Annotated in this window: 13 protein-coding genes; 1 reads left to right on the top strand and 12 read right to left on the bottom strand. The window is 33.2% G+C overall.

Annotated elements, in window-relative coordinates; genetic code table 11:
- Positions 1-141: 141 nt before the first annotated feature.
- From CLOCEL_RS01265 to CLOCEL_RS22965, 11 genes are all read right to left on the bottom strand, one after another.
- Positions 142-2,373, bottom strand: a complete 2,232-nt coding sequence (locus tag CLOCEL_RS01265; RefSeq protein ID WP_010075228.1) for a right-handed parallel beta-helix repeat-containing protein — start codon at positions 2,371-2,373, stop codon at positions 142-144.
- A gap of 204 nt (positions 2,374-2,577) precedes the next feature.
- A complete protein-coding gene (locus CLOCEL_RS01260; protein WP_010075229.1) occupies positions 2,578-2,784 on the bottom strand; it encodes a hypothetical protein in 207 nt (68 codons plus the stop codon).
- A complete protein-coding gene (locus CLOCEL_RS01255; protein ID WP_010075230.1) occupies positions 2,777-5,293 on the bottom strand; it encodes a phage tail spike protein in 2,517 nt (838 codons plus the stop codon). Before CLOCEL_RS01255 ends, CLOCEL_RS01260 begins: the two co-directional genes overlap by 8 nt.
- A gap of 8 nt (positions 5,294-5,301) precedes the next feature.
- Positions 5,302-6,009, bottom strand: a complete 708-nt coding sequence (locus CLOCEL_RS01250; protein ID WP_010075231.1) for a distal tail protein Dit — start codon at positions 6,007-6,009, stop codon at positions 5,302-5,304.
- A 6-nt stretch (positions 6,010-6,015) separates the two neighbouring features.
- Positions 6,016-7,662, bottom strand: coding sequence for a phage tail protein (locus CLOCEL_RS01245; RefSeq protein ID WP_010075232.1), 1,647 nt, complete (start codon positions 7,660-7,662; stop codon positions 6,016-6,018).
- A gap of 66 nt (positions 7,663-7,728) precedes the next feature.
- On the bottom strand, positions 7,729-7,866 hold the full coding sequence (locus CLOCEL_RS22145) for a Com family DNA-binding transcriptional regulator (RefSeq protein ID WP_242655199.1): 138 nt from the start codon (positions 7,864-7,866) through the stop codon (positions 7,729-7,731).
- Between the two features lie 108 nt (positions 7,867-7,974).
- Complete coding sequence (locus CLOCEL_RS01240; protein ID WP_010075235.1) at positions 7,975-8,586, bottom strand: bacteriophage Gp15 family protein; 612 nt, start codon at positions 8,584-8,586, stop codon at positions 7,975-7,977.
- Complete coding sequence (locus CLOCEL_RS01235; RefSeq protein WP_010075236.1) at positions 8,586-8,927, bottom strand: DUF6673 family protein; 342 nt, start codon at positions 8,925-8,927, stop codon at positions 8,586-8,588. Before CLOCEL_RS01235 ends, CLOCEL_RS01240 begins: the two co-directional genes overlap by 1 nt.
- Positions 8,928-9,129: 202 nt before the next feature.
- Entirely contained in the window at positions 9,130-9,612 is a 483-nt protein-coding gene (locus CLOCEL_RS01230) for a hypothetical protein (protein ID WP_010075237.1), read from the bottom strand.
- 2 nt (positions 9,613-9,614) lie between these two features.
- A complete protein-coding gene (locus CLOCEL_RS01225) occupies positions 9,615-10,052 on the bottom strand; it encodes a hypothetical protein (RefSeq protein ID WP_010075238.1) in 438 nt (145 codons plus the stop codon).
- Between the two features lie 572 nt (positions 10,053-10,624).
- A complete protein-coding gene (locus CLOCEL_RS22965; RefSeq protein WP_198283746.1) occupies positions 10,625-10,765 on the bottom strand; it encodes a hypothetical protein in 141 nt (46 codons plus the stop codon).
- A gap of 267 nt (positions 10,766-11,032) precedes the next feature.
- On the opposite strand from CLOCEL_RS22965, the gene CLOCEL_RS01220 reads away from it, so the two are divergent.
- On the top strand, positions 11,033-11,575 hold the full coding sequence (locus CLOCEL_RS01220; protein ID WP_013291581.1) for a DUF2947 family protein: 543 nt from the start codon (positions 11,033-11,035) through the stop codon (positions 11,573-11,575).
- 355 nt (positions 11,576-11,930) lie between these two features.
- Here the strand turns inward: CLOCEL_RS01220 and CLOCEL_RS01215 are convergent, their stop codons facing one another.
- Positions 11,931-13,268, bottom strand: coding sequence for an extracellular solute-binding protein (locus tag CLOCEL_RS01215; RefSeq protein ID WP_010075241.1), 1,338 nt, complete (start codon positions 13,266-13,268; stop codon positions 11,931-11,933).
- Between the last annotated feature and the right edge of the window lie 17 nt (positions 13,269-13,285).

Raw genomic sequence — 13,285 nt, 5'->3', positions numbered from 1 at the left:
TTTTAGAAATAAAAAAATCTATAGGTAGTCCCATAGATTTTTATAAATAATACTTTTTTCTTTAATTGTTCAGCTGCACATATATAAAGTTCCTAAGCCAAAATCTCACTTCAGAATCCTAGATAATAATCTTCCACCATTCTAAAGAAGTGTCACTGTAGGTCGTACAACATTACTACCAATGGCATAAGTAATGGTTGCCGTAATATTTATTGTTCCTGCAGCATCTACGGTTTCATTATTTTGATTTACAATGAACTCTATATAATCATTGGTTTCATCTTTAACTAAAGAAGGAGTTATCACTTGTGAGAGACCAGCTGAAACTGCCGTTGCTGTGCCAAATACAGTAGTTTGAGAATTAATAACTCCACCACCAGTTGCAGACGCTACTGCAACACCCTTAACCATATGACAAATTGCAGATACACTAGCAGGATAAAAAGTAGTGATAGCAAAATCAACAGATAATCTTCCATGATCAGGTAATTGGACTCTAAAAACTGGAGTATTCACTTCATCAGTTACACTTTTTATACAAGTAACTTGCACAACTCCATTTGATAAATATGTAATACCTTTATTACCAATATCATAATACAAATCTACAGGACTTCCTGTTTCATAAATGTCTTTGAGAATATTATCATGGATATCTGCACCAACAATTCTATGCTTTGATCCACCACTAATCCATATTCCATATTCCCCATTGGAGTACACTTCACAAGCTACTGTACATTTGATTGCACTAGCCAGAATTATTCCATCAAGGCTATTGTTATGGATTTTCACATTTCCACCTATTGTAACAGAAGTATCAGGACCGCAATAAACTCCACACTTGCAATTATAAAATTCTGAATTATCAAGCACATGATTAGTTCCGCTGTAATACCTAATACCACTAGTAGCACAGTCTCGACTTGTTATATTAATCAGTTTGGAAGAATTAGAATTTCCATGGATTCTAATATTTTCTCTAGTAGTATTTATAGCATTTCCATATACAATGACATTGGTACAGCTTACATTATCAGAACCCCCAATAGTTAATCCTTCGTATGTATTATCAAATGAAATTATATTCGATAATACAGTTCCATGAGCATTGGCATAGTACTTTGTAGTTGCATCTTTATCAGGGTGACCAATGTTGACCCCAGAATAACCTGCTTTGTAACTTATGACATTATCTACAATGCTGTCTACACCATTAACAGATAAATTCGAAAATTTATTGTTGAAAGTCACAATATTTAGGTACTTACAATTTGGACATCCTCTTCCACTTATACCGCTTCCTTCATTATCATAAGTCAAGGAGCCATCTATTGTAATATTAGAGGAAAATCTAATGATTATTGCGGTACCGAGATTATACCATCCATTTAAGTTTGAGCATCTTATATCTTTACAATCTACAAAAAATATTCCACCAGCTGGAGTTGTTTGTAGGTCTTCTCCATTTACTGTATTTATTACAGTTACATTAGATATAAAAGACTCTCCTGTTACCTTTGTTAATTTCAAACCACTAAATCTATGGTTATCAATAGTATTAACCAATTGATCAGCTTGTCTGTTACCATCTATAGTCACATTTGCTATTCTAATATTTACATTCCCATTTGTTTCATCAATATTTTGGGCTATGTCGAAAACACCTCTAGCTATATCGTCAACTTTTCTCCTCCAGGTACATCCATTTCCATCTATATCTGCATCACTAGGTATTAAAATTGTTCCTGTTAAATCATAGGTCATTCGCTTAAATTTAATCTTATAACCTTCTGAAGTATATAACATTATTTCTGCATTTATATCAAGATAATCTGTGCCTTGGATTATTTTTGCATCCTGTGTATTATCTAACTCTAGGGTGTCAACTCTACTATCTAAATCTACTATATCTCCATGAGTAGCTACCCAATTTTGGAGTCTTACTAAAGTATCATTACATATAATGTTTTCATTAATTAGTTTTTCTATTACCGTAGCCACATTTCCACTTACTTCTTGCCCTTGGACCACATCTGGGACTACTGTAATTTCAATTGGAAATGTACTTACTTGCTTAGAGGCTGATATTATTACTAACTTCATCTTAGCTATACCAGCAGATCTTGTACAATCCCTTGGACAAGTGATTTTCACATTATTACCGGAGACAACTACCTCACTGCCGGATATGGTTGCTATGGTGTTATTAGCATTGATATAGCTAAGCTGAGCAGTGGCTCCTTCTAAAGATATAATGTCGCCATCCCCATATATGTTTATGTCTAAAACCATATCATCATTTTGCTGAGCTACATTATTTTGATAGGATTCTTTTTTCAAATCTATTTTCATTGAAATTATATTTTGCATTTACTCACCCTCATTTCTTCTGCTAAAATAGAAAAAATCCATAAACATGTTATGGATTCCCTTTATCACAATATTTGCCTCGTCATGAAAGTTACATCAAAAATTTATATATCTATCTAGAAACCACTCCGTTCTATAAACAATCTTTATTAAAACATATATACATAAAATTCTTAATGAACCTCCAGCCTCAGCATTTGTTAATTATAAAACAGCTAATTCCCTATCCTGAAGAAGTTTTCTTATAGCTTCTATATGTGCAAGGGCTTCTTCATCAAAGACAATACAATTTTTTCTTTCGTTGCTTGTTATAAGATTTCCATTATCGTCTATAGTACTAACTGTATAGGAAAGCCTTTCACCTTCAGCAGTTTTTATGTTCGTATAGCTTGTTATTATTTTTTTACTCATATATAATCTCCTCACCTTCTAAAATTCCATCTAATTCTTTATCATTAATTATGTTCTGGTCTAATAACTGATCATCAAAGTTTTCTACAACTGGTTCAAACTTGTCCGAAACCTCTAATCTATTATTTTCGTATTCCCTTTGTTTAGCTTTTATCTCCCAGCCAAAGTTAAGACCTGGTGTTCCTTTAACAATAAAATAATCTTCAGCTCTTTCTAGTATATATATATCACCTTCACCATATCTTTGAAGGAACACTTGATAACTACAACTTGTATTAACTGTTTTCATAAAAATTGGATCTATACTTATATAACATAGTCCATCTTCCGCAATAATTCCTTCTCCGATATCACCAAAATACGGCTCTGTAGTTTCATAAGCACCTAAGGCTACCACGCCATAGCCATTGGTTTCTACTATTCTATTTTTACCTTGTGCTATATTTAGAGCACCGTTGATGGTAACTGCTGAGTTGACTCCACCACCTGCAGCAGATATTTCTATAACATTTCGTAATTCTCCATCAAATCTTCTGTTACCTAATTTCAAGCTTTGTGAATCATCTGCATTTGAGCATAGCCAAAGGTCTTTATTTGCATCTAGCTTCATAAAACCGTAGGCTACATCCCCTGCAGAAATAGTAATATCATTTTTAAAATCGCACCATTGTTGCATAGTAATTGTAGCTAACTCATCCGCATTGTCACGTAAAGTAATATATTTTGAGTAAGTTCCATCATTATTAAAGATACCTAAGTCTAATGGATTTCCTGTGTGTGCACATAGCACCAACCTACCATAAGTGTCCCCGCCTGTGGTTTCACTCATTAAGGCTCCAATAAAATCTTCGTTCCTTTTATAGTCATAAATATTTATTTTATTATCATAAATATCAATACTTTTCTTACCCTTATCATCAAATTGCCTAAAGGCTCCAGTTATCGTTAGGTTACCGTCGGTATCTGCTGATAAACCATCCTTTACATCTTCATTAGGATTTTTAATACTAAATACATTACTGTTTAAATCAATTGATATACTTCCATCTTTAGATGATAATTTACCTGTTCTTATTAAATCAGCATTTATTATTCCTGTTTGTATTAAATCAGCATTGATAATACCATCTATTGAAACACCAGTTGTGTATGTCCCATAGTATCCATCTCGAGAAAAGGCTAAACCATTTTGATTGTATCTACAAACCTTTGTAGCAGCATCAATATCTGGCTTATCCATTATAAGCAATTCATTATCTCTAACTACAACATAGCTATCCTTCATACCGCTTTTTATAACGCTGGTCATATATTCATTGATAGAACTACTTCCACTGCTTGCATATTGTTTTTTTAGGTCTGCTACAATGCTACTGATATTCATACCCATAGCTTTGGTTTCCACTTCGTTGCTAAGAGTTAATTCTTTAGTTCGCTGAGCTAATACATCATATTTTTTTACGACAGCCCTAACCATTATATCTGTGTCAAGCTTTGGAACGTAAACTCTAACAGTGTTACCAATATCAACTCTTTCTGCTATAGCGTAGTTTTTATATTCCTCTGTTTTTTCTAGCTGGACAAAGTTTATCTCGTAAGAAACCTTTGGTATATCTATTTGTTGCTGATCAAAGAGTTTTTTCACTCTTCTATCTAATTCGGCTATAGCTGATTCCCTAGTATCATACCCATCCGTTGCTTGGTTTTTCTGGATCTCCTCTTGGGTCCTCACTTTAACATCATCGTAGCTTACAGTTTTTGAATAAACCATAGCATACTTTGATATATTTGAGCTCTCTATCCAGTTCCCTTTGATACCGTTAGCTCCTGTGCCTCTAGCTCTAGTGACAACACTTTCAAAATCGGAAGTTCCATTGAAGCCTGTTAAGTTTTTGCCTTCTCTTATGGTAACGATTGTTCCATTTTTGCCCACTTGATCTAGTACTGACAACTTGTACTTCCTTCTTTGAATTTCTCCATTAACTTTATTGATGATGCTGTCCTGATCCCCTTGAATAGCTTTATAAAGACTCATATCCTTATATGAACCAGAAACTGTGCCAATTAAATTTGTGGTTAACTCTAGATTTTTATTGCCATAAGCCCCATCATATAAATAACCCAAGGCTTGAGCAATATTTGCAGCTTTGATATCTATATTATCTAAGTAAAGATTTAGAACTTCTGAAATAGTTATCTGCCTAGCTACTACATCAATATGTTTAGTGCCCTTGGTAACCTTAGATATTCTGAATATTTCATCACCATAATCAAGCTTTACCTTTAAAATTCCTTCCTCTCTAATACCATCCACTAAACCACTGCTGTTTTTTATAGTATTCTGGACATCTAAAAGAAAAGTGGCGTCTAGAGTATAGCCGCCAGTATTTAAGTTTTCTTCCGTTTCACATTTAATACAATAGTTATCAAGAGCCATGCCGTTATAAGCTAATACATCTTCTTTTTTAGTATTATAAGAGAAATATGCTATTTTAATATCCTTCTTCATAGTTCCTCCTATTTATATCTAGTAGTATATTCTACTATTATTTTTGTTACATTCCCCGTGTATTTTATAGTATTTGCCCCTGCACTAAACAAAGGAAAAACCCCATAGGCAGCTGAATCCTTTGAGGTCTTATCCTTGTTTCTTACTTGCATAAATTTACTGTCTATTTCAACATAATCAGTTACATCATATATCACCATAGTCTCACCGTTTATAGTAAGTTGAATATTTCCAATGCCATATACCTTTATCAAAGATTCTGCTGGTGCATTTCCTTGATAATAAAAGCTGTAATTATCTGATGTGATTTCGTAAGTTGTATAATTTAAATCACTGCTAAAGGGTTCGCATATAAAAGTAACCTTGAACTGCCCTATCGTTTTGAACTGCTTTTGTAGATTTTCAAATAATACTTTTTTTACTATATAGCATCTATCTTCTCTGCCAAATATAAGTCTTTTATCTTGGATTTCTGTTAACCATTGATATACTTTATCAAAATCTATTTCTATCTGCGGCGATAGTATCGTAAAATTAAAAGGTATTTTCTTATCTGGATAAGTTCCTTTGTTAATGTACAAACTACCGCTTCTTCCTTCAACAGTTATCTCCTCAAAGTCTTCATTGGCAATAGGAACAGAGGGATATTCTTCTAAAAATAGATTTAACCCTATGCTTGTATTTCCATTGAAATATATTTCTCCATTCTTTAACACTTCCTATCACCTTCCTATCTGATATGTATCAAATACTCCTTGGTATGGAGCTACAGCCTTGGCGACTTCTCTTCCTTCGATATCCACATGGATATGGTTTTCTATTACCTTGCCATTGCTATTCATAAGAGTATCATTTATTGCGTTGTCTTTTGTGATTGCACTATTGTTAGAAGCTACATTAGCTGTTGTTGCTGCAATTTCACAGCCTACTGCACCCTGCATTCTAGCGACCATATCGGACATACTGGAATCAATGTCTCCTTGCATCTTAGGTACTTCAGCTACAAATCCAACTGCAATACCTTTAGCTATAAACTTACCAACTTCATCTCGCAGTACCCTAGAAGGCGAATGTATTCCTAAGGCATCCTTAAATCCTTGAACTACTCCACTAACAAATTCGTCAATTTTGCCAAGAATCCAATCTTTTGCATTGATTATCCCATTATAAATTCCAGTAACTATATTTTTACCTATGTTCTCCATTTCGCCAGGTAAATTCTTAAAAAAGTTAATTATTCCCCCAACTATATCTTTTGCCGCTTGCTCAGCTTTTGAAATCATATTTGAAGCCCATTGTTCTAAATTTGAAACTACATTCATCAACCAGTTATAAATATTGCTTGGTAATTGCGCAAACCAATTGATTATAGTATTTATTATATTAGGAACCTCTGTGGTTACCCACGTCCAAGCATTAATTCCAAACAAAAGTAACTGTGCCAAAAGATATCCTAAAAAGTAACCAATCTTTCCAGGAAGCTCAGAAAACCATTGTGGAATACCACTTAACCATTGAATAAGGCTGTCTATCCATCCTGGTATTACTTCTGTAAAGAAGGTCATTATGCCATTCCAAACATCAGAAAAGATAGTTTTTATATTATCCCAAAGTCCAATCCAAAAGTTTCTAAATCCATCACTTGTGTTCCATAGAAAAATAAAAGCAGCAATTAATCCTATTACTGCAGCAGCAATAAGAACAAAAGGATTCATTCCTACAACTATATTAAAGGCCTCCATTATTGGAGTTCCTGTGGCTATTTCTTCATATAATGCTACAAACAAACCTACAATAGAACTTATTGCCCCAATAATTGCTATTGTAGCTAATGCAGCTCCAATAGCTACAATCCCAGCAAGTATAACCTCTGAATTGTCCATCACCCAAGTAAGACCCTCAGTTATGATATCAAGATTATCTGCGAAAAAGCTCAAAGCTCCATTTACTAAATCTCCTATATCTTTAGCTAATCCCTGAATGCTAGCTTGGACTTCTGGATTAGCTAAAGCATTCTTTACTTTATCAGCAACTTCATTAAATTTCTTAACCACCTCTGTTGCTATAGGTAATAGAATTTGACCTAAATCTGTGATTAACCCTTCAATGTTTGAATTAGCTATATCCATTTGACTAGAGAAACTATCAATATTATTTGGGAAACTTCCTTGGACTTTTTCAAGGTTACCAGCTAACTTAATTCCTTCAAGCCCAATTTCTTTTAACTTAGATACCACATTGATGGCACTATTAGAAAGTACATCAAAACCACCTTTAGCTAAGGCTTTAACTTCCTCAGTATATTTCTGTAGGTCAGTTTGCTCTTCGCTTGCATCATTTCCACAATTGCATTTTTTCTCATCTGCCATTTTTTCACCTGCCTTTTCTCATTAAAATAAAAAAAGCAGGCTTGCTCACTACTCTATGGTGTGGCCTTAAGCTCTGTCTTTTGATTCCATACTTAATTCTATTATCTTCTTGCATCTTGTGCATTTAATTTCACCCTTTATATATTCAGCTTTCAAAAGCAGCTGATTACACTTGGGGCATCTTACTTCATCTATAATAATCACCTCATTTTTAGTCTGATACTCCACTAAGGTTTTAACTTAAGCTTTTTTAGTTAAATCCTTCTATTCTTTAAAAATAGCTATTATAACACTCCTTGGATAAAACCCTTATCATTTATCCTGTTTTAAAACACTAGCCAAATCCCCGCTTCCCATAAGCGTTTCTTCTATATCACTTATTTTTTGCTTCTCATCTTTATTAAGCATAGTAGGGATTTTATATATTTCTTTCGCTTTCTTATAAAAATCTCTTTGACTCTTATCCTTAATTTTCGAAAGATCCATAGCCCTGTAACCCATAATTTTAACTATCTCATTATCTTCCTTTAGACTCTTAAACATAGCCTTAAACTTCCACCAATGAAGAAACTCAATATCTTGAAGATCAACTCCATATTGATCTAAAAAAGCGCTATAAATATAATCCTCATCATATTCATAAGAATAAATTTGATTAGTTTTATTACTACCAGTTCCCTTTAATGATGTTTCATCTTTTCCACACCTATAAAGCCATAGCATCTTGTCAATAGCAGTATCAATATCCTCTGGAACTCTAGGATAGTATAACTGAAGAGCCTGAATAATCTTATCCTCATCACTCAAGGATGTATCCTGCATCATTATTTCAAAAAGGATAGAAGTACGGAAATCTGAATTAATTTCGTACTTTACCCCATTTATATCTACTGTATTTGGTAGTAAGTCAATTAAGAGGTTCATTATTTTTTACGCCTTTGTGCTCTATTAGGAGAATATTTACTAGCTATTTCTTCAATTGCTGACTTCTGATCATTAACTTGTACAACAAGTTCTTCAAAAGCTTTAATACAAGTTAGTAGGTTCATTTTATCTCCAAATATCTTCTTATCAGCGCCTTCTCCAAATAAAATGTTGAAAACCTTAAATATGCTTTCACATTGAGTTCTCACACTTTCAGAAAGTTTCATATCCTTTACTTTGCTAGCCACTGTCTCAACTTCTTTTAAGGCATTCTCATATTTTTCTGCTACCTCAACATCAAATATGTCTATATCAATTAGTTCAACATTATTTATTATCATAACTTTGCCTCCTTATATTAACTTAATTATTTTTCTAAGTTAACATTCTGCAACTTTTGCTACAGAATGTTGACTTGTTAATGAAGGTAGCTCTAACTTTAACTATACTTTTGCAGTAAAGCCTACCTCCATTTTAGTTATCTCTTTGCAGTAAAATCTGCTTTCATATTTCCTCTTGTGAATTCCTATTGAATAGCTTTCACTATACAGCAGCAGTAAAGCCTTCTTTGAAGGTTTTTGTTTCAGTATTGAAAGTTCCTAGAACCATATCACCTTTGCCTAAAAGGTTACCAGTTGCCCCCATTACACCATCAGTGTTATCAAAAGTAGCAACTTCTACTGCAACTTTAACTTTTCTAGCTTTAAATTCATTAGCAGTAGCTGCTGGAACATCTAAGTCCACGATAACATATTCTGTTTCTGCCTCTGCTCCTGTTAATTGCATTTCTCCGATATTGCAGATAAAATCAACAGCCTTTTCGCTTCTGATCATATCTGTAACATAAGCAGTTGACCATTCGTAACCTGTAATTGTTTTTGTAGTGCTTGACTCACTTATATAACGTTTTGATGCACTTACTGCAGTTGGTGCTTCATTAAGATCACTAAAACCTGCTCCCATAAATTCAAATGCATTTGCCACCTTTAAATAATTTGCATAACTCTTTCTTTGTTTAATTCCCATAATTAATTTCCTCCTTGTTTCTTGTAATAATTTAATATTAGTTCTATTTGGTATCTCGACTTGTCCTGTGACACTGGGAAAGCATATCCGCTAGATATAACCTTTATTTCAACGGGTATGTAATTTCCCGTTAGGCTTGGTAAATTTCCTTTTCTGTTTTCTTCCTCAATCCAATTTTCAAAATCATCATAAAAGCTGCTACTTTCTATGCTTCGTAATACATCGATCCCATAGCTTTCTTTACTGCAAAAAGTAAAGTGGCATTGCCTTAGGGAATCGCCATTCATATATTTCTTTAAAATTGGCTCTGCTTTAACTACTTCAATAGCATACAGTTCTGAATTACTAGTTCCAGACCCAACTACAGCACATATAGCAGCTTCAAATTCTTGCAGATAAGAGCAAGTACTTATATAATCCTTTATTGCCTTAATAATCATCTAACACTTCCTCCCTGACCTTCGCTAAAGCTACTACTTTTTTTAACTTCTATGCTTTTTTGTCATCTTAAAACTTAGCCTTGATACCGTTGTTTTTAGAAACCCAAGCATTATTAGTTCTTAAGAGCAATTCTCTAACTTTACTGTATTCTCTTTACTAATAAAACTCATAGAAAAAGACACCTACTCTTGTGAGGTAAGTGCCTTATCCTTTAATCTCTATGATACTATTATATAGCCTTTGAACCCTTGAAAATCGTAAGGTTATCATAAAGAAATAATACTAAAATAATAATCAATCTGGTCTTTTAGCTTGTTTATGAGTAACAGTTTCAATCGCTAACCATCGTGGAATGCTATTAATTATGCCTGTACTTATAAAACTATATACGGCCTTGTGAAATGATAATATAATGTTCTTATAGCTAGTACAATAAGTTAAACCTTATAGTTCTAACTGACTTTTATAAGAGAGGACATGATTTTATGAAACGAACAATAGCAATTATATTTTTTACCCTGATTAATTTAGTAGAATTATTGATTTTAGGTTTTCTAGCTGCTATTTACTCTTACTTCTTGGATATATTTCCGTGGAAGGAAACAGATCCTATAGCGTTGCTAGTATTGTTTCCTTTATCAATAGTATTTTTAGTTATAGGCATCCTATTATGCTTATTCAAAATAAAACTTTCAATCTTAAAAACCAACATATTAACTCCATTTTGTACAATTGCCTACTTAATGCTAAGCCTTTTTTTCATACCCAAATATCCTAATTTTTTTTACATAACAGATTCCCTTGTAATCGTAGTTTCTTTTATCTTAGTATTAATTACAACAATTATTAGCATAAAAAAAATAAGAGTTCTTAAATAAAGAAGAACTCTTTAATGCTCTTAGAGAGATACTTATGCTTTCTTCATAGGCAAAGAAAAAAAATAACTTATAAGAGAACTAATACAAATGAGGTAATTGATATGGTAGATAGTCCTAATGATTCTAGTAAGTATATCAGTATGGAGAGTTTTGGAATCAACTGGTTCTTTTATGTTGAAGACATGGAAATTCCAGAAGAAGATATAAAGAATATCAAGCCACTTTCTAAGGACTATAGTACTTTTATATGGAATATGAATATAAACAATCGGAAACATCATTTTGCTTTACTTAGCAAAGATGAGAAGCTATCACTATCGCTGACGGAAATGGATTATCACTGGCAACAGGATTGGAATAATGGTACTTATGAGAATCTCAGCAATTATTTAAGTGAAAATATCATATGTAAGCCTTCAGATAAAGTCATTGTCTTTTGGCAAAAGGAACATTCTGTAGAGACAAGCTGGGATATTTTCTTAAGGCATTGGGCTAACTTCCTTTTTGATGATGAAGGGGTAATATTAGTAAGTAGAACATATGAGAATATACTGTTGTTTACATCGGATGGTATGATACAGATGGGGAAAAGGCTTTGGAGTAATAGCTACATACTAGATAAACAAGAAAAAATAATGAAATAAATATTCTGAGGCAACGTTCCCTATCACTTTCTCACTTTTCAAAGATACAGCAAGAAATTTTTCATCACGCTCACTTCTTTTTCTTCATCTTTTGTAAATGGCTTATATGGCTCAAATTCCAGTACCTTAGGATTAGAAAAATATAAAATTATCTTCCTAATTACTTGCGATATAGTATTTTTACCTATAAAAATAACCTTAGGCAAGTTATATCAATGCCTAAGGCTATAAATCATATTTAAAAGGAAACTACTACTCTCTCCATTCATAGGAGTAAGTTTCCTTAAACAAATCGAATATTTGGAGACTTACTTATGATACGGATTGCCGTAACAGTAGCAAAAATTAAAGACTTTTACTGTTTTCTATCTAATAAAATTTTCTTTTTGTCTGCCAACCTGCTATTAATTTCTTCTTCATATTGCTTCAAAGCGTCCTTTGGATTAACAGCATTAGCTATTGCATATTGGGTTTTATCCTTCCAAATTGACATTGCCATATCGTCTAATGGCGTAAATACGGGAACTTTTGTTGATTGACGGATATCTTTAAAAAATAATCCAAGGTCCTGATCACCAAAGAAGGCATCTTTGTTGCTGAAATTCTTTATATTATTAACTGCCGGCAAATACACAGGAATACTGCCTCCCCAGTATGACTTTTTGTCATCTAGTTCAAAGGTCTTGATAAAATCCCAAGCTTCTTCCTTGTATTTACTTGTTGAACTTATAGCCATTATATTTGAACTACCAAAACCATTTATACCAAATGGTAATTTCGCAACCCGCCATTTGCCTCGTTCTTCGGGCACAAGGTCTTTAAAGTTGTATATTAACCAAGACCCACCATATACCATAGCAAGCCTACCGTCTTTCAGAGCTTGTTTTCCGTCCTCACTATATATATCACCATTCAAAGACAATCCATTCATTTTGATGTTTTGAGAGAGTTCTATCGCTTTCTCAAAGTTACTATCCAATCTAAGCAAATTAAGGTTTTCATCGAAAATACCTGTTCCTGATCCATATATATTTAAAGGATCCGTTGCCCATGACGCAATATACTTATTATCAAGCTTTAAAGTCTCAGCAATCTTTAGCCAATTCTCAGGATTTTTCATATACTGAGCAAGAGCTTCTGGTTCCGAAGGAAAGCCGTATTGCTCCATTATATCAGCTCGATATAGTGTAACCATATCATTTATAACTAAGGGAATACCTATAAGCCTATTCTTGTCGTAAGACAATACAGAACGCCAAAGATCCTCTGCGAACCCCTGCTTATACTTTCCTGCTGAAAATGGTTCTTCCAGTAAATTCTGCAATGCCTCATTCCCGTTTAAATTAAAGGTGTGGTTGGAGTCAAAGACGATAATGTCTGGACTTGAACCACTTGCTATGGACTTGAAGGCAGTCTCAATAATGTGATCATAATCTACTACATCAATCTTTATATTTACATTTGGATGAGCCTTATGATATTCGTTAGCTTGATTTTCAAAATCTTTATAATAAGATAATATAGTCAGATTTATAGGCTCATTTGAACTATCACTTTTTTCATCGTCTTTACTTTCATCCTTAACATCAGTTTGGGTAAACTGATTATTAGTGCTTAACCTATACTTACCAAAATCTACTGTTAAGCTTATAAAAATTAAAATTGCTATCAAAACAACTGATCTCTTACCCATACTCTTTGCTCGAAAAT

The sequence above is a fragment of the Clostridium cellulovorans 743B genome (assembly GCF_000145275.1).
GTDB classification, from domain to species: domain Bacteria; phylum Bacillota; class Clostridia; order Clostridiales; family Clostridiaceae; genus Clostridium_K; species Clostridium_K cellulovorans.
Note: the sequence above shows the minus strand (reverse complement) of the source record. Positions and strands in the feature narration are given on the sequence as shown.